This is a genomic window from Paenibacillus sp. URB8-2, assembly GCF_013393385.1.
Taxonomy (GTDB): domain Bacteria; phylum Bacillota; class Bacilli; order Paenibacillales; family Paenibacillaceae; genus Paenibacillus_AQ.
Window position 1 is genome coordinate 1,213,147 of record NZ_AP023239.1, and the last position, 17,727, is coordinate 1,230,873.

Annotated in this window: 22 protein-coding genes; all 22 read left to right on the forward strand. The window is 46.4% G+C overall.

Annotated elements, in window-relative coordinates; genetic code table 11:
- Positions 1 to 92 precede the first annotated feature (92 nt).
- The 22 genes from tatA to PUR_RS05735 all read left to right on the forward strand — a co-directional run bounded on the left by tatA (position 93) and on the right by PUR_RS05735 (position 17,609).
- Positions 93 to 326, forward strand: a complete 234-nt coding sequence (gene tatA / locus PUR_RS05635) for a twin-arginine translocase TatA/TatE family subunit (RefSeq protein ID WP_179034396.1) — start codon at positions 93 to 95, stop codon at positions 324 to 326.
- A gap of 131 nt (positions 327 to 457) precedes the next feature.
- On the forward strand, positions 458 to 1,207 hold the full coding sequence (gene tatC / locus PUR_RS05640; RefSeq protein ID WP_179037764.1) for a twin-arginine translocase subunit TatC: 750 nt from the start codon (positions 458 to 460) through the stop codon (positions 1,205 to 1,207).
- Between the two features lie 422 nt (positions 1,208 to 1,629).
- A complete protein-coding gene (gene groES, locus PUR_RS05645) occupies positions 1,630 to 1,911 on the forward strand; it encodes a co-chaperone GroES (RefSeq protein WP_025688079.1) in 282 nt (93 codons plus the stop codon).
- A 65-nt stretch (positions 1,912 to 1,976) separates the two neighbouring features.
- Positions 1,977 to 3,605 (forward strand): chaperonin GroEL, encoded by a 1,629-nt coding sequence (groL, locus tag PUR_RS05650; protein WP_179034397.1) that lies wholly within the window; start codon positions 1,977 to 1,979, stop codon positions 3,603 to 3,605.
- Between the two features lie 503 nt (positions 3,606 to 4,108).
- Positions 4,109 to 4,789, forward strand: coding sequence for a GntR family transcriptional regulator (locus PUR_RS05655; protein WP_232101730.1), 681 nt, complete (start codon positions 4,109 to 4,111; stop codon positions 4,787 to 4,789).
- Between the two features lie 5 nt (positions 4,790 to 4,794).
- Positions 4,795 to 6,009 carry a trans-sulfuration enzyme family protein gene (locus PUR_RS05660; RefSeq protein WP_179034398.1) on the forward strand — a complete coding sequence of 405 codons (1,215 nt, stop codon included), beginning with the start codon at positions 4,795 to 4,797 and terminating at the stop codon, positions 6,007 to 6,009.
- Positions 6,010 to 6,035: 26 nt separating this feature from the next.
- On the forward strand, positions 6,036 to 7,187 hold the full coding sequence (locus PUR_RS05665) for an amidohydrolase (protein ID WP_442953829.1): 1,152 nt from the start codon (positions 6,036 to 6,038) through the stop codon (positions 7,185 to 7,187).
- A gap of 34 nt (positions 7,188 to 7,221) precedes the next feature.
- Positions 7,222 to 8,265 (forward strand): methionine ABC transporter ATP-binding protein, encoded by a 1,044-nt coding sequence (locus tag PUR_RS05670; protein WP_179034400.1) that lies wholly within the window; start codon positions 7,222 to 7,224, stop codon positions 8,263 to 8,265.
- Positions 8,240 to 8,899 carry a methionine ABC transporter permease gene (locus PUR_RS05675; protein WP_179034401.1) on the forward strand — a complete coding sequence of 220 codons (660 nt, stop codon included), beginning with the start codon at positions 8,240 to 8,242 and terminating at the stop codon, positions 8,897 to 8,899. The genes PUR_RS05670 and PUR_RS05675 overlap by 26 nt, the downstream gene beginning before the upstream one ends.
- Before the next feature lie 29 nt (positions 8,900 to 8,928).
- Positions 8,929 to 9,963: a uroporphyrinogen decarboxylase family protein gene (locus PUR_RS05680; RefSeq protein ID WP_179034402.1), complete on the forward strand. Its 1,035-nt coding sequence runs from the start codon at positions 8,929 to 8,931 to the stop codon at positions 9,961 to 9,963.
- A complete protein-coding gene (locus PUR_RS05685; RefSeq protein ID WP_179034403.1) occupies positions 9,960 to 10,805 on the forward strand; it encodes a MetQ/NlpA family ABC transporter substrate-binding protein in 846 nt (281 codons plus the stop codon). Before PUR_RS05680 ends, PUR_RS05685 begins: the two co-directional genes overlap by 4 nt.
- 20 nt (positions 10,806 to 10,825) lie before the next feature.
- Positions 10,826 to 11,629 carry a pyrroline-5-carboxylate reductase gene (gene proC / locus PUR_RS05690; RefSeq protein WP_179037766.1) on the forward strand — a complete coding sequence of 268 codons (804 nt, stop codon included), beginning with the start codon at positions 10,826 to 10,828 and terminating at the stop codon, positions 11,627 to 11,629.
- Between the two features lie 3 nt (positions 11,630 to 11,632).
- Positions 11,633 to 12,397, forward strand: coding sequence for a VOC family protein (locus PUR_RS05695; RefSeq protein WP_179034404.1), 765 nt, complete (start codon positions 11,633 to 11,635; stop codon positions 12,395 to 12,397).
- Positions 12,398 to 12,740: 343 nt separating this feature from the next.
- Positions 12,741 to 13,004 carry a hypothetical protein gene (locus PUR_RS05700; RefSeq protein WP_179034405.1) on the forward strand — a complete coding sequence of 88 codons (264 nt, stop codon included), beginning with the start codon at positions 12,741 to 12,743 and terminating at the stop codon, positions 13,002 to 13,004.
- Positions 12,949 to 13,575, forward strand: a complete 627-nt coding sequence (locus PUR_RS05705; protein WP_179034406.1) for a glycoside hydrolase family 66 protein — start codon at positions 12,949 to 12,951, stop codon at positions 13,573 to 13,575. Before PUR_RS05700 ends, PUR_RS05705 begins: the two co-directional genes overlap by 56 nt.
- A 95-nt stretch (positions 13,576 to 13,670) precedes the next feature.
- Positions 13,671 to 13,832 carry a hypothetical protein gene (locus PUR_RS05710; protein WP_179034407.1) on the forward strand — a complete coding sequence of 54 codons (162 nt, stop codon included), beginning with the start codon at positions 13,671 to 13,673 and terminating at the stop codon, positions 13,830 to 13,832.
- 224 nt (positions 13,833 to 14,056) lie between these two features.
- A complete protein-coding gene (locus tag PUR_RS05715) occupies positions 14,057 to 14,767 on the forward strand; it encodes a hypothetical protein (protein ID WP_179034408.1) in 711 nt (236 codons plus the stop codon).
- Entirely contained in the window at positions 14,715 to 15,245 is a 531-nt protein-coding gene (locus PUR_RS05720; RefSeq protein ID WP_179034409.1) for an accessory gene regulator B family protein, read from the forward strand. Before PUR_RS05715 ends, PUR_RS05720 begins: the two co-directional genes overlap by 53 nt.
- Positions 15,242 to 15,367 (forward strand): hypothetical protein, encoded by a 126-nt coding sequence (locus PUR_RS26285; RefSeq protein WP_269474704.1) that lies wholly within the window; start codon positions 15,242 to 15,244, stop codon positions 15,365 to 15,367. The genes PUR_RS05720 and PUR_RS26285 overlap by 4 nt, the downstream gene beginning before the upstream one ends.
- A gap of 4 nt (positions 15,368 to 15,371) precedes the next feature.
- Complete coding sequence (locus tag PUR_RS05725; RefSeq protein WP_179034410.1) at positions 15,372 to 16,109, forward strand: hypothetical protein; 738 nt, start codon at positions 15,372 to 15,374, stop codon at positions 16,107 to 16,109.
- A gap of 295 nt (positions 16,110 to 16,404) precedes the next feature.
- Positions 16,405 to 16,785 (forward strand): LytTR family transcriptional regulator DNA-binding domain-containing protein, encoded by a 381-nt coding sequence (locus PUR_RS05730; protein ID WP_179034411.1) that lies wholly within the window; start codon positions 16,405 to 16,407, stop codon positions 16,783 to 16,785.
- Positions 16,786 to 16,982: 197 nt separating this feature from the next.
- Positions 16,983 to 17,609, forward strand: coding sequence for a nitroreductase family protein (locus PUR_RS05735; RefSeq protein ID WP_179034412.1), 627 nt, complete (start codon positions 16,983 to 16,985; stop codon positions 17,607 to 17,609).
- The last annotated feature ends 118 nt before the right edge of the window (positions 17,610 to 17,727 follow it).

The following is a 17,727-nucleotide window of genomic DNA, read 5'->3' on the forward strand; positions in this document are numbered from 1 at the left end:
AGATTACAGATGCAAGTGTGATCTAAGTTATGGTACTATATAATTGTCGAAAACGGTATCACGAACGGAATAGGGAACAAGGAGGAATGAACATGTTAAACGGTATTGGGGCTCCGGGTATTATACTGCTTGTCATTCTGGCGCTGCTGCTCTTTGGTCCGAACAAGCTGCCCGAATTGGGCCGTGCAGTTGGAAGAACCTTCCGTGAGTTCAAGGAAGGGACCCGCGATATGATTGCCGACTCCGAGCCGGAGGTCAAGAGCGAAGCTCCTGCACCGGCGGCGCAGAAGGCACCCGTTTCCCTGGAGAAGCGTTTGCCCGAATAACATCAACATCCGCAAGGTTAAATGATAAGACTGCACGCGGAGGCGCCCTTAAGTCCCCGGACTTTACGGGGTGTCTCTTTTTTTGAACTTGCAGCAGGAAGAGGGGGGGCCTGTTTTTGGAACCCGGAGAAATGACGGTAGTCGAGCATCTCACGGAGCTGCGCAGAAGAATCGTATACGTGCTGGTCGTCTTTGTAATCGGCCTGGTTGGCGGGCTGTTCTGCGCGAAGCCGGTCTATGAGTATCTGATCCATGCCGACATGGCTCAGGGCTTCGTGCTGCACGCATTCGCTTTCTGGGACGGCATCGGCATGTACATGAAGATTGCCATGGCCGTGTCGCTAACGGTATCCGTACCGTTCATCGTCTATCAGTTATGGGCGTTCGTCAGTCCCGCTCTGCGGCCGGCGGAACGGAGTGCAGCCCTGCGGTATGTGCCGTATGCGCTTGTTCTGTTTGTGGCCGGTCTTCTCTTCGCTTATTATATCGTGTTCCCGATGGCGCTTTCCTTCACCGTCTCGGTTACACGCGATTTGGGACTGGAGGAGACATACGGCATTGCGCAGTATTTCAATTTTATGTTCAGCCTGGTGCTGCCGATGGCGCTGCTGTTCGAACTGCCGCTGATCGTCATGTTCCTGACCAAGATCCGGCTTCTGAACCCGCTCCGGCTGCGCAAAGTGCGGCGCTATGCCTATTTTGCGCTGGTCTTTATCGCCGTGGTCATCACGCCGCCCGATTTCATCTCGGATTTTCTGGTCACCGTTCCTCTGCTCGTTCTCTACGAATTCAGCGTGTTTCTGTCCGCGGTTGTTTACCGCAAGCAGCTTGCCGCTGACGCGGCGCTGGAGGCAAGATACGCAGCAGGCGACCATGCCTGACGGCGTCAGCCCCGGACCTTTCGTACCGGCGGATGAAAGCGGCGAGGTGCCTTTTAGTGTTGGTGTCTAATATTGGAAGAATCAGCTGCGATATGCCGTTTGCCCAAAGAAGCAGGCATATTTTGCCGTGCTATGGATAGAATGAAAGAGGGTATAGCCTGGGACAACCTGGCTGGCCGGCTTTTTTCCAAATTCGTGTAGAAAAAAGAGCAAAAGGGCTTGAAATCCGCAGTCAAGTTGAGTAATATAAAAATTGTTGTTAGCACTACTGACTGTCGAGTGCTAACAGACCAAAAAGATATGCTGAGCCGGGCTGCCGACTCTCACATTTCATGAATGCGACGGAATCTTATTTCCGGCAACGTCATTCTCAAACCCTGTGTTCAAGCATAACAACATAATCTAAAAGGAGGCTATTTTTCATGATCAAACCTTTAGGTGAACGCGTATTGGTGGAACCGATCGAGCAGGAGGAAACGACTTCGTTCGGAATCGTGCTTCCGGACTCGGCCAAGGAGAAGCCGCAGGAAGGTAAAATCGTGGCCGTGGGCAGCGGCGCTCTGAAAGACGGAGTTCGTGTACCGCTGGAAGTGAAGGAAGGCGACCGCGTTATTTTCTCGAAGTATGCAGGAACCGAAATCAAATATGAAGGCAAAGAGTATTTGATTATGAAAGAAAGCGACATTCACGCGATTCTGGGTTAATTCCCGAGGACCGTCTATAAGATTTCAATACCGATACTTACAATTCATAGGGAGGTAATTTGACAATGGCAAAAGATATCAAGTTCAGTGAAGACGCCCGCCGCGCTATGCTGCGTGGGGTAGACGCTTTGGCAAATGCGGTTAAAGTGACGCTCGGACCAAAAGGCCGCAACGTGGTGCTGGAGAAGAAATTCGGCAGCCCGCTGATCACGAACGACGGCGTTACGATCGCCAAGGAAATCGAACTGGAAGACGCATTCGAGAACATGGGCGCTCAGCTGGTTAAAGAAGTTGCTACCAAAACTAACGACGTAGCCGGTGACGGTACGACTACTGCTACCGTACTTGCTCAAGCCCTGATCCGCGAAGGTCTGAAGAACGTGACTGCCGGTGCCAGCCCAATCGGACTGCGCAAAGGTATCGACAAAGCGGTTAAAGCGGCTGTAGCCGAACTGCAAAAGATCTCCAAACCGATCGAAAACAAACAATCCATTGCTCAAGTTGCGGCTATCTCAGCAGCCGACGACGAAGTAGGCCAACTGATTGCTGAAGCGATGGAAAAAGTGGGCAAGGACGGCGTTATCACCGTTGAAGAATCCCGCGGCTTCCTGACCGAGCTTGAAGTGGTAGAAGGCATGCAGTTCGACCGCGGATACATCTCCCCGTACATGATTACTGATACGGATAAAATGGAAGCTGTGCTGGATAACCCTTACATCCTCATCACCGACAAAAAAATCAGCAGCACGCAAGAAATCCTGCCGCTGCTTGAAAAAATCGTACAACAAGCCAGACCGCTTGTTATTATCGCCGAAGACATCGAAGGCGAAGCTCAAGCGATGCTGATCGTGAACAAACTGCGCGGAACGTTCAACGCTGTTGCCGTTAAAGCTCCTGGCTTTGGCGACCGCCGCGAAGCGATGCTGCAGGATATTGCCGCTCTGACCGGCGGCCAAGTCATCACCGAGAAGCTCGGTCTTGACCTGAAAAGCGCGACTGTCGAGCAGCTCGGTAACGCCCGTCAAGTGCGCGTAACGAAAGAGAACACAACCATTGTTGACGGAAGCGGCGCGAAGGAAGACATTCAAGCCCGCGTCAGCCAAATCCGCGCCCAACTGGAAGAAACAACTTCCGAGTTCGACAAGGAGAAGCTGCAAGAGCGTCTGGCGAAGCTGTCCGGCGGCGTAGCCGTTGTCAAAGTCGGCGCCGCTACTGAAACCGAACTGAAAGAGCGCAAGCTGCGTATTGAAGACGCCCTGAACGCTACCCGCGCTGCGGTAGAAGAAGGTATCGTATCCGGCGGCGGCACCGCGCTGGTTAACGTATATGCTGCCGTAGCCGCTGTTGAAGCGACAGGCGACGAGAAAACCGGAGTGAACATCGTGCTCCGCTCCCTGGAAGAGCCGATCCGCACGATCGCCGCGAATGCGGGTCAAGAAGGCTCCGTTATCGTTGAGCGTCTGAAGAAAGAAGAAATCGGCGTAGGCTACAACGCCGCTACCGACGAGTGGGTCAACATGATCGACGCCGGTATCGTTGACCCTGCGAAGGTAACCCGCTCCGCGCTGCAGCATGCTGCATCCGTAGCCGGCCTGTTCCTGACCACCGAAGCGGTTATCGCCGACAAGCCTGAGCCTGAAAAAGGCGGCGCGCCTGACATGGGCGGCATGGGCGGTATGGGCGGCATGATGTAATCCCATATGTATATTTTCGAGGCCTCCCAGGATACCCTGGGAGGCCTCTTCATTTTGGTAATAAAATTGACTATTCCAATAGTTATGGTTTAATATACATAAAGTAAGGCTCCAACAAGCAGCTGGCAGTCCTACAGCTAACCGATTCATCACATGTGTATTAGTAAATCTGTAGTTTTGATCTGTCTCCAAATGATTTTTGATATAAATTACATGTTATGAAACATAACATTTTGCAGTGATATTTTTAATATTATTTCTATTTTTTTCGACAATAAACATTATAATGTGATTAAAAATGACACAAAACTGTAGACAATCACGTATTCTGTATGTATTATATAGCTAATTCTACAAGATGATCTGACAGATGTAAGGTTTCGATTTTAGTCGCAAGCTGAGAGAAAATGGACCGGGGTAGACTAATTAAAATAATTGTATACAATTATACAGTTATACTTTTAGAGCCGGAACTAGCAGATTTTTGACTAGGAGATGGATATATGAACAGTTCTGTTATGCGAACACGCAGGTTATCCAAGGATAATACTTATTTTGCGTTAAAACAAAAAATTATTGATAGCGAGTTAAAGCCCGACGAAAATGTACATGAAGAAAGTTTGGCAGCTTTATTGGGAGTTAGCCGCACTCCACTAAGAGAGGCTATCCAAAGGTTGGAGAATGAGGAGTTTCTCGTCCGGCAGCCGAATGGCAGGTTGAAAGTGGCGCCAGTGACAATGGAAGAGGTTAAAGAAATCTTTCTTATTCGCAGCATGCTGGAAGGTTATATTGCCAAGAGTGCGGCCAAAAATGCTACGGATAAAGATATTCAAAATTTAACGGCTATGATTGGGAATATTAAACAGTCGTTTCAGTCAGGCGAGAGTCAGGATTTTGTTTCATATGGCTTTGAGTTCCATGATTATTTATCTGAAATGAGTGATCTTAAAACCTTTGTGAAAATCTTGAATCATCTAAGAGATCATTCGCTTCGCTATTGTCGGTTTGTTTCGCTGCATGGGGATTGGAACAAGCAGGCAGATGAAGAACATAACCTTATCTTACAAATGATAGCCGACAGAAATGAAGACGGCGCTGAAAAAGCGATGCAGGAACATATATTAAGCAGTCTATCCGCTGCATTGGAGAGAATAAAAGGAATTCAAGCAAACAGAGAGGATTGAGTTTTATGAAAACAAAATGGAGTATGGACACGAAGATTATTCATGAAAACCAGTTTCCGGACCCTCAAACGGGGGCCATCTCTCAAAGCATCATACCTGCAGTCGCTTATGCCTTCCCTGATGCAGAAACAGCGGCGGCAGTTGTAGCTGGCGAAGAAGAAGGCGTTTATTACGGCAGATATGGAAATCCCACATCCCGTACATTGGAAAAAAAGATAGCTGCATTAGAGGGTGGAGAAGATGCGTTAGGCGTTTCCAGTGGAATGGCGGCAATCTCCATTGCTCTGCTCGGATTCTTGAAGCATGGCGATCATGTCTTTGTGACTAAGGATGTATATGGAGGCACCTATAGCTTCCTGACTTCTTTGGCGCCCCGATTTGGCATACAATTTGATTTTGTCGATTGTACGGATATAGATTCAATGATTAAGGCAATTAAGCCAAATACAAAAGCAGTATATATTGAAACTCCTTCTAATCCAAGATTAACCATTCTTGATATCGGAAAAATCTCGGAAGTCTGCAAATCGTATCAGCTCCCCGTCATTGTCGATAACACCTTTATGAGCCCTTGCTTGCAGAAGCCTTTGAAGCTTGGGGCCGATGTTGTGGTACACAGCGCTACTAAATATATAAATGGTCATGGGGATGTCTTGGCAGGATTTATTGTTGGAAAAAAAGACATCATCCAGTTTATGAGAAAGAAACTGATGGGCGATTTGGGACAAAATTTAAATGCTTGGGACGCATTCCTGATTTTAAGAGGAATGAAGACCATGGCCTTGCGGGTAGAGAGACATTGCAGCAACGCCCAGAAAATTGCTGAATACCTCGAGTCTCATCCTTTCATCGATAAAGTCTTTTATCCAGGTTTAAAGTCTCATCCTCAACATGAGCTGGCCAAAGAACAAATGAAGGGAATGGGAGGCATTGTTTCTTTCGAAGTAAAGGGAGGCTTAGTTGAAGGGAAGAAATTAATAAACTCGTTGAAATTAGCGATGATTTCTTTCAGCTTGGGAGACCCGGAAACATTAGTTCAGCATCCGGCATCAATGACTCATGCTTCTATTCCAAAGGAAGAAAGAATGAAATTTGGAATCACGGATGGATTAATTCGCGTTTCGGTCGGGTTAGAGGATGCGGATGATATTATCAGCGATTTCGATCAAGCTCTGACCGACTTATTTTCTGCTTCTGAAGTGAAAATAATAACGAAATAAAAGGGAGGAAGTACATGTCTTCTAAACTGGGTGAGATTGAACAAGTTCTAGGTGGTCAGTTAATTGACGTTCGAAGAAACCTTCATCGGGAGCCAGAATTATCTTATGAAGAGTTTAAAACGACAGAGAAACTTCGTAAATGGCTGACAGATGCCAATATTCGCATGTTGGACCTCCCTTTACAAACGGGACTTATCGCAGAAATCGGACAAGGGGAAGGGCCAATCGTAGCCATTCGCTGTGATATCGATGCACTCCCGATTGAAGAACAGACCGGATTGCCTTTTGCGTCAGAGGTTCCAGGGAAAATGCACGCATGCGGTCATGATTTTCACACGGCTGTTATCTTAGGTGCTGCATACTTGCTCAAAGCCCGCGAAGCTGAACTGCCCGGAAGGGTTAGAATATTGTTTCAACCGGCAGAAGAAACCGGTCACGGGGCTGAAAGCGTCTTGGCCTCGGGTGGGCTTGAAGATGTAGCTGCCATATTTGGTCTTCATAACTCACCAGAAATGCCTGCAGGATCGTTTGGAACGAGAACCGGTGCTTTAACAGCCGGGGTTGACCGGTTTGAAATCACGGTGAAAGGCATCGGCGCCCATGCCGCCACTCCGGAGAATGGTGTGGATGCCATTGTAACAGCGGCTCAAATTATTACCGCTCTTCAAACGATTGTAAGCCGCCAGAACAAGGCAGGAGAGCCGGTTGTGCTGAGTGTAACCCGAATCAATGGAGGGTTCACCTGGAATGTGCTACCGGAGATGGTGGAATTGGAAGGCACGGTTCGAACTTATAATGAGGAGATTCGCCGTATTATTCCGGAAAAAATGACCCAAATTATAGAAGGAATTGCCGCGGCAGCCGGGGCGGAGGCCAGCCTGCATTGGTATCCAGGCCCGCCGGCAACGATAAACGACGGATATTGGGCTGATTTTACCAAAGAGATCGCCAAACAGTCAGGTTATGAAGTGCATGATATCGCACCGCAAATGGGAGGTGAAGATTTCTCATTGTATTTACAGAAGATACCCGGTGCTTTTGTGAATATCGGAACGGGTCCCGCTTATGCGCTGCATCATCCGCGTTTCGATGTAGATGAGACTGCATTATTGCCGGCCGCCAAATATTTTGCTTTGTTGGCAGAGCAAGCACTGGTGAAACTGAAAGAGAAAGGTTAGCCCCAAATCCGATAACGAAATGAGAGGAATGTATATGATTGAATTAAAGGATATTTATAAAACGTACACCCGTAAAGGGATCTCGATTGATGCCTTGAAGGGGATAAATGTAAAGGTCGAAAAAGGCGATATATTTGGGGTTATCGGCTATAGCGGTGCCGGAAAGAGTACGTTGATCCGTTTAGTCAATTATTTGGAAAAACCCACAAAAGGACAGGTTTTTGTCGATGGGCATGATTTAGGCAAATACAGCGATAAAGAGCTGCGTGCAGCCAAAAAGAATATCGGCATGATCTTTCAGCATTTTAACCTGCTGGAATCGAAAAAAATATTTGATAATGTGGCCATTCCCCTCGTTTTGTTGAAAAAAAATAAAAATGAAATCCGCAAGCGTGTTCTGGAGCTGCTGGAGTTTGTTGGATTATCCGACAAAGCGAACAGCTATCCGAGTGAATTGTCAGGCGGACAGAAGCAGCGCGTCGGGATTGCAAGAGCGCTTGCCTCGAACCCCTCCATTCTGCTGTGCGACGAAGCGACGTCGGCGCTTGATCCGCAGACGACGCGATCCATTTTACAGCTGCTCAAGAAAATCAATGCGGAATACAATATCACAATTATGATCATCACCCATGAAATGTCGGTCATTCAGGAGATCTGCAACAAGGTGGCGGTCATGGAAGAAGGACGAATTATCGAGCAAGGAAGCGTTCTGGAGGTATTCGGACATCCACAGCATCCGACCACGCAAAATTTTGTGAAGACCGTTATTCAGAACAGCATCACAAGCAGCGTGCAAAAAACGATAAAAAAAGAACCGGGCAGCGGCATTTACAAATTGGAATTTGTCGGGCAAAGCGCTTCTGAGCCGATTTTGTACAAATTGATTCGTTCCTATGATGTGAAGGTCAATATTCTATTTGCCAATATGACCGAGATTCAGGAAACGACATTGGGAAAAGTGATTATTCAGCTGCAAGGAGAGACGGCCGAGGTTAACAAGGCTCTGTCTTTCTTGAAAAATAGCGGAGTCGGTGTAGAGGAGGTGGAAAAGCATGATGTCAACTACAGTTACAACTGAACAATTTATGGAGGCGATCATTGAAACCATTCATATGGTAGGGATGTCCTTGTTCGTAGGGTCATTAATTGGAATACCTATCGGGATTTTACTTGTGGTCACCCGTCCAGGGGGTGTTTTGGAAAGCAAATTGCTGTATTCCATTTTAAATCCCATTATCAACATTATTCGCTCCCTGCCATTTATTATATTGCTCGTCGCCATTATTCCGTTTACCCGGTTGATTGTTCAAACTTCGATTGGGACAAGCGCAGCGATCGTACCGCTTATTCTCTACATTGCACCTTATATCGGGCGGTTGGTAGAGAACTCCATACTTGAAGTCAATCCGGGAATTCTTGAAGCGGCAGAGGCAATGGGGGCTACACCGTTTCAAGTCATTTGGTACTTTTTATTACCCGAGGCAATCGGATCGTTAATCCTGTCCTTGACGACTGCGACCATTGGGTTAATTGGTGCAACTGCGATGGCTGGAACGGTTGGCGGCGGTGGAGTCGGAGACTTGGCTATTGTATATGGATACCAGCGATTTGACACTGTCGTAGTCATTGCCACCGTAATTGTCCTTATTATTTTCGTTCAAGGCATTCAATCATTAGGCAACACTTTGGCGAGAAAGATTCGCCGTTATTAATGATTACTTAACAAGGAGGAAGACAACAAGTGAGTGAATGGAGCAAACAAGACCGATTTAACGCATTATTATCCGGTGAACTCGCGGATCGTCCGATTGTAAGCGGATGGCGTCATTTCATCGACAAAGAACAAAATGCAGAAGATTTGGCAGAAACGACGGTCACCTTTACAAAGAAATATGAATGGGACTGGGTCAAAATTAATCCTAGAGCAACCTATCTGGCGGAAGCTTGGGGAAATGTGTATGACTTTCAGGACTATCAAACCGTATTCCCGAGGCAGCAAACGACGGCTGTTCCAACGGCTGCAAATCTTTGGGATCTTGATGTGAAAAAGGCTGCACAGTCAACGCCGTTATTAGAGCAATTAGAAGCGGTGCGCAAAATTCGTCAAGGGCTGCCTGATACACCTTTGATTCAAACGGTCTTTTCACCTTTAACCGTTTTGCTATTTATTGTAGGCCGGTCTGCATATGTAACAAAAACGGTGTTTGGCATTGAAAATCCTGTCACCCTGGATTCTTTGTTTACAGAGCACAGAGCAGCAGCGCATCATGCGTTGCATGTGATTTCATTAACCTTGGCTGATTATGTAAAAGAGCTGCAGCAAGCAGGATCGGATGGTCTGTTTTATGCAGTGACGGGTACAGCCCATCCTGGCTTATTTGATGAAGCGATGTTTAATGAGTTTTCCAGACCTTATGATTCCATTGTACTCGAGGCTGCGAATTACGGGAAAAATATCCTTCATACTTGTGGAGCATGCTCCCAGCCCGAAAGATTTAACGACTACCGGATAGACGGGATCAGCTGGGACACAAAGGCTGAGGGGAATCCGGACCTGGATGCGGCTTTAACGGCAACCAAGGTAGGCGGCGTCGATCATGCTTTATTTGCGGCAAATGACATTGCTCAAATTGGGAAGCAGGCTGAGGAAGCTTTAAACTTAATGAAAGATCAACCTTTTATTCTCGCTCCAAATTGCGCAATCCCGCTTAACGTAACCGATGAGGCTCTAAAACAACTAAAAAAATCTGTTTTTGAAAAGGAGACAAAAAAATGAAAAAATTACTGCTTATTGTTTTAGTTGGGGTTGTAGTGTTGTTGACGGCTTGTGGCCAAAACTCGGCAAATAGCTCAGATTCAGGTGCAGCGCAAGAAGAAAAGAAAGAGATTACCGTTGGATTTGGCGTTGGGACGTATGAAGAGCAATTCCGCCAATCGATTCTGCCGATTTTAGAGGAAAAAGGCTACAAGGTTGATATTAAAACCTTCTCTCAAAACATGCAGGTAAACCCGGCCATGAAGGAAGGCTCCATTGATGCAAGCATATTCCAAAGTACGGCGTATATGGAGGCGATTAACAAAGAAATTAGTGCGGATATGGTTGGAATCGCCTATGTTCCGGGCGCGCCGCAAGGTCTGTACTCTGTAAAGCACACCACACTTGATGATGTAAAAGATGGCACTACCGTTGCTGTCCCCAATGATCCGGTTAACCAGGAACGTGCTCTTCGTATTCTGGAGGAGCTTGGTTGGGTAAAGATTAAAGAAGGGGCAGGTGTAGAGGACTTTAACATTAACAGCATGGAGCCGGACAAGTTTAACATTGATATTAAAATTCTGGACCCTGCGCAAATCCTGGTATCGCTGGAAGACGTTGATTATGGTGTTGTTAACGGAAACTACATTGCAAACGCCGGCAAAAAAATCACAGACGCATTGAAGATCGAAAACACACCAATGCAGCACAGAATCATCGTATCCATCAATAAGAAAGATGAAAACACCCAATGGGCCAAAGATTTGAAAGCCGCCTATGAGTCAAAGGAGTTTGAAGAATATATCACCGGAATAGAGAAATATGACGGTTTCATTCTGCCTGAAGCTTGGAAAAACAATTAAGTAAGGAAGTGGACGGGTTGATCAACAAACAGATTCACTTTATTGGCGGCGGACAAATGGCCGAGGCCATCATTCGGGCTGTTATCTCCAATCAAACCGTATCCGCAGGTCAGATCAGCGTAACCGACATCAATGAGGCGCGTCTTCAGTTTTTAAGTGAGACTTACGGAGTGAAGACAGAAAGCTCTCCTGAGAAAGGTTTGGCTGAAGCAGAATTGATTGTGGTTGCTGTCCGGCCGCAGGACAATTTGGCTGCATTAGGACAAGCTGTACGGGGATTCGCTGCACCAACCGCCGCAATCGTTTCGATTGTGGCGGGTGTAACGATAGAGAAGCTGGCCGGATTTTTTGGAGCCGAACGCCCCATTATCCGGGTCATTCCAAATACGTTGACCGATACAGGATACGGCTATAGCGGCGTTGCCTTAAATGCCTACGCTACTCAAGGCCAAGTAGACGACTTCTTGCTCGGATTCGGAAAAGTGCAATACTTGGACGAAGCATTGATTGATATCTTTACCGGATATGGTGTGGCCGGACCGAATTACATTTATTATTTTATTGAATCGCTTGCGGATGCCGGTGTCCTCGCCGGGTTGCCGCGGGAACAAGCGTGGAACGTTGCGCTGGAAAATGTCTTTGGAGCTGTCGTCATGCTGAAGCAGACCGGTCTGCATCCAAGACAACTCCTTGACATTAATAACTCGCCCGGCGGTGTAGGCATTCATGGCTTATACGAACTGAACAACAGTGATTTCGCTGCCGGCCTGCAAAGAAGTGTCCTGGCAGCCGTAAAGCGGACGACCGAGTTAGGGGCGGAATAGACAATGGCAAGCAAAAATTGGGATCATCTTGTTCATTACGTCAATGATTTAGACCAATCGGTTGAAATCTTTAAGGATCATGGTTTAGTTGCCTTCAGGGGAGGTTCGCATACGGAATGGGGAACCTTTAATACTTTAAGTTATTTTGGCATAACCTATATCGAGTTTCTGGGCATTGAGAATCTTGAATTGGCGAAGGCGACGGAACATAACCGTGTGGTGAAAGATGCGGTTGACACATTGCCAGACCATGAAGTTTTGAGCAGAGTCGTTATTCGGACCGATGATATCGAAGAAATGGCCGCTTCTTTGGAAGCGGCAGGCTTAAGTCTCTCTCCTATCATGGATGGCAAGCGTCTGGATAACAAGGGCAGATTAATCGAGTGGCGAATGATGACCATTGACGGCGATTTTGGGGGATTGGTCTATCCGTTCATTATTCAATGGAAAGGGACAGATGCGGAAAGATTGGAGCGGTTAACGGAATCCGGCATCATTCAGCCTCATCCTGCCGGTAATGCCGAAATCAAGAGAGCGGTATTCCACGTCTCCGATCCGGCAGCTGCCGCTGAGCATTGGGAAAAGTTATTTGGACTGACTGCCCTAGAGTCAGAAGACAAATCAGTCACCCTTAAGATTGGCGACAAGTTTTTTGATTTCGTAACAGGGGACGAGAACCAATTCAAACAGGTGATTTTTGAAACGGATTCTGAAAAGCTAAAAGGGAAAACTATTCGGATTGGTGAAGGAGAATATGTTTTCGCTTAAAAGCGATGTCCCAGAAAGATTTTGATACTAGAGGCTCTCCCGTTAGGTCACTGAACCTTGGGAAGCCTCTTTCTTTTTTGTATACTGAATTTTCATTCCATAGTCCCAAAACCAATACTTTTCACATAAAAATATTAATCCAAAAGTCCTTCGAAAAGCGTAAATTTACCTTGATTCACAATGAAGAATATGGTAATTTCTTATCGTTGTAAACGCTTACCCAAAAGCGAACAATACAATGTTTAAGCCGCCTTTCCTGCTCTAGTCCCAGTCCTTTCGTACTTGATTTGAAAAATAAACATTGCCTGTTGTAAACCAATTAAACAGGAAAGAAGAGTGATTTATGAAAAAAGCTATGGTTTCCCTGCTCTTGTTTCTTTTAGTTTGTTCCACGCTCGGTTTGTGGGGGGCAGAACCTCAGCAGGCCTATGCGGGTGTAAATAATAAATTGATTAAGCTGGTGAATACGGACAAAGCAAGTTACAGCCCGGGCAATGTGGTTACCGTTTATGTGGATATGTTAAACTCGACCGGAAGTGCCTTCTCGGGAGATGTCTCTTTGTATTTCCGTTATCTCGGCAATTTACACATCCAGTCCCAACGGTGAAGCAGGCAAGATTTGGACGATCTCGAAAGCAAAAGACGGCTACGATATCGTTCACCTAATTAACTTGAAGCAAAACACCTCGACAAGGTGGCGTGATGATAATGCCACCTATGTTGATCCGGGTGTGCTGAGCAATGTTTCCGTAAAAATTTATTATGAAGGTTCCTTGGCTTCAACGCCAAAAGTTTGGTGGGCTACACCCGACTCCATCGGTACGGACCCGGCTAACTTCCAGTACGGAAAGGCTAATCTTCTGACACAAGGCAGCAACTGGACAACGGGAAGCGATGCTAACGGCAACTTCATTACATTGACCGTACCGCAGCTTAACTATTGGGATATGATCTGGATTGAGAAGGATGCGGATGAAACCGTCGGCTCGCAAGTAATGCTGCAGGACTTTGAATCTACAGGTACGCTCCCGTCAAATTGGACCCCGATTACGACATCGGACGCTCCGGCTCCGCTGGGCGGGTCCTGGTCCCTTACCCAGCCGGCCGGATCGACCAAAGAACTGACAGTAGGCTCAGGCGGAGGAATCATCAAGTACGACAAAGGCAGCTGGAGCTGAAAAACGGCACCACATGGGATCTGTATAAGTATAGCGGCACTTCATGGACGCTGCTTGGTTCCGGGGCATTTTCTTATTCGGCAGGGTATCATTACTTGAAATTAAGCTGTGTAGGCAACAAACTGACCGTGGAAGTTGATCTGGCCAACAAAGGATCGTATTGGGACCTGAATGATCCGTTCCTGGATGGAACCGTTGGGGCACGCAGCGAAGTAGGCAATCATCGCTTCGATAATCTGAAAGTCACAGCTTTGTAAGCGGTTTCCCATCTGTGGGAATTCGAGCATCACACTCTACCCGTCAAGCCGAAGGCTCGGCGGGATTTTTTCGTTCAGAAACTTCAGACAAAAATATAGTCTCAATTAGAGATCAACACTGTCAAAATTCGACAAAACATCTGTTCTATCGATGATAAAATAAGGTTGCGGTTCAGTTATGGTTTCGCTTTCCAGGCCCAATTTACGAAGGCGGTGTTGGGAGATTGCATGATTTGATTTTTATAATATTGGGCATATTTGACGCTTTCGCTATGTTAACAATAATACTCAAACTGTATATGCTTCCGGTGCGGGAGTATTTTGTTAGAATACTTCTGTTCGCTTCATTTATTGCTCTATTCTCGTACTTGATGCGAATTGCTATAGGAGTACCGGAGTGGGATTTGCCCTTGCAATATTTGCTCATCATTCTTTTTTTGAGATTGGGTTTGAAAATTAAAGTACATCTGGCATCTTTTATAGCCGGAGCGGGAATTTGCGGATATGCCCTGATTCAAGTGGCCTTGTATTATTTTTATGCCTGGACCAACCTGATGAATGTTGGCGTGTTAAAAGAAAATAGCGGATTCTATATCAGTCTGCTTCAAGTTTCGACCATTGTTGCAGCTTTTGTTTTATCCTGGGCGCTGACCAGATTTAATCTCGGATTCTCTTTTATCATTGTTCCTCCGCATGACTTTCTGGTGAAGGAGAACTACTTCACTAACCGAAATTTAATTCTTGTTATCGGCAGTTTGGCTTCGTTGGCAACAGTCTCCGTAACGATCCTGTTTCTATACAACGCAAATCCGTTGGGGTTACTATTGATAGCGGCTGTGGCTTTTGGATTATCTTTTTATTTCTCGGGTTGGAGTGATCGGGATGATATTAGAAGAGCTCTCGAAGCGTATCGCAATAAAGGTAAAAAAGTATGACCCCGAAGGACCGGGTTCACTGGAAGTATTAAGCTATGGTATCGGATTAAAGCTGAATCTGTTCACAGGGATACTTCTTACGGTTCTGTTCGGCTTATTATTTAGTAGCGTGCTTCACTCACTGTTGGCTCTAGTTTCTTTTATGATCCTGCGGAAATTTTCCGGGGGCTACCATTTGCCTATTACTATCTGCTCGTTCGCTACCGGGCTTACGGCTTCCTTGGTACCGTTGGTCCGTCTTGATCAAGAAGGAACGATTCTGTTAACGGCACTGTCGCTGCTTATTGCGCTTTTTTTTGCGCCTAACAACTATGAAGAGTTATACAATGTGGAGTTTGATTCCTGGTCCAAGGGGATTTCAGTTTTAATTATCTTGTCAAATCTTTATTTTCAATCGACGATTGTGGCGGTGGCATTCCTAATTCAATCCCTGCTGCTGCTGCCGGTATACCCCAGGAAAGGAGGTGTTAACCTATGAAGAAAGCAATGGCGCGTTATTTTGCCGAAAGAATTGTGAAGTCAGCCGTGAAGTCTTCCCGAAGCCGGAAGTCGATTGCTGGTTCTCTGCCAGTTCCCCAAGAATTAAAAAAGGTAAAGTAGTTCCATGGAAGAAGGACAGCGTAACATCGTCGGCGTTCAAGTCTCTGATTCGGCAAACGGGACTTTGAAAAAGGAGTTTCGAGAGAACGAGATTATGAGCATCGAAATGTGGAAGCCGAAAAAAAATTACAGTGTTCCTATTTTCTACACCAGAAGCGGCAACTTTACCGTGTTGACCACTCTGGAGGAATGCGGCTGCGTTTTTTCGGCTTTCGCCTCTTTGGACACCTGGAATCTTGTGAATTTGAAAAAAGGGGAGCGCCTGGAGACCGGAAGCTACGGGGGAAGGCTCTATTTTCAGAACTCATCCATCTATACCGGAGTGAATCTCAAGAGCATGGGGATGTGGGATGACCTCGTTGCCAGGTCGAAAGAGGCGAAGGAAGATGACAGGGATATTCTTGTAAACCGGATCGAATGTTCCGGCAGGCTGGACCAAGGACAATTCATCAAGGCAAGCGAGGTATTCTATATTGACACTTGGGAGCCTAAACGAAATTATCATGTTCCCCGGTTCTACACGGAAGAAGGCTGCTTTACGGCCGGATTGACCTTTCAGAGCTGCAAAGAAGCCTTCCCCCACTTTTTCCCCGCGTATAACGGAAGCCTGGTCAACATGGACTGGATCGACCGTATCGAAGAAAAGATCTATGGAGACACCCTTCTATTTAAAGATTCCGAACATAAGACAGGCATCGCCCGCAATAAAGTGAAGTATCTTAAATCTATTCTTAACCAATAACCCTCTACTCCTTGCGAGAGAGGGTTATTGTCATATTGTGGATAAAAAGTCAAGAAAAATCTATACTAGGAAAGCCCATAATCTTCCGATTTTTTTCGACAAATTATTTGTTTATCATAATGATAAACTAATCATAAAGGCTTTTCATTCAAGCGGCAGAATGATATTATTCGTGGGCTATAACGAGATTTTCGAGCCAGATTACCTGGGACATCCCTCGGAGATTGAGCCAATGTTGATACAAGGTATAATCCCATGAAAATTTTAAGAATAGATAAAAAAGGTGAGGGATTGGATGCTTAACCTGACAGTAACCGAGGACGAACAAGGGGCAGGCATGCAGCAATTGCCGGTCGATGAGATTTTGTTCCTGCAATCGAATGCTAACGATTTTATAGATGTCCACACCAAATACAAACAGTATTTCGTCGTGGGATCTCTAAAATTTTGGGAGAGCGCATTTGAACAAACGGACCTGAATTTTTTGCGTTTGGATCGCGGCGTTCTGACCAATATGGATAAGATTAGATGCATCAATACCTCCTTGAAGGTTGCTTACTTCGATTACCCGCTGAAAAGGGATACCAAGTACTGTACGATTTCCTACGGAAGGTATATAACGATTCTCAATAAACTCCCGCCGGAACTGCCGAAAATCGAGACGACATTGTTATGACCCTACCAAAAGTTAAAGATTTGTGAAAGGTAAGCATTATTCTGCTTAATCTTATATAATATGGATTAATTCATAGTTGACTTGTAGGGATTATAGGTTTAAAGTGTGAGTTAAAGAACAACCGACCATGCAGATGGAGGCATTTTCCTTGGAGAATGCCTCTTTCTGTTAATCAAAATTGAGAGGTGGATGCCCAAATGAGTCAACAAACGTTCAATCCGACCCAGGAGCTTTCTGAAGAAGTAGAAGCCAATCGTCAAGCCGATCACCCGATTAACCCCTTGTTTGTAAACCGTTGGTCACCGCGCTCGTACTCTGACCGTGTCGTGCGCGAAGAGGATCTGCTCACCGTACTGGAAGCTGCTCGCTGGGCGCCGTCCGCCAGAAACGGACAGCCCTGGCGTTTTGTCCTGGCCAAGACGGAGGAGCAGCTGCAAACCTTCCGTGAATTGATCTTCCCCAACAATCGGCTGTGGGCGGACCAGGCTCCCGTCATTATTGCGCTTGCTTCCTACAAATTATGGGATGATGGCCAGCCCAACCGGTTCCATGCGTTTGATTCCGCCGCGGCTTGGCAGGCGCTTGCGCTTCAGGCTTCCCTGCTGGGCTTGTCCACACGAGCCATCGCCAGCTTCGATCAGGAGAAAGCCCGCACCGAACTGAATGTTCCGGACGATTATGACGTTCACCTGCTTATTACGCTCGGCTACAAGGGTGATCCCGATAGCGTTCACCAAGACTATCGCGACCTTGAGAAGCCGAACAAGCGCCGTCCGTTGAATGAAAGCATCATTGAAGGAAAATGGGGTGCGCCGCAAGCTTAAACCCCTTCTCAAACAAAAAAGACAAAAAGGCCGTCCGCCAAGCGATGCTTGGACGGGCGGCTTTTTTTGCGTCTGGAAACGCATCGTCTTTACGGGCGAAGGAAAATACAAAAAAATT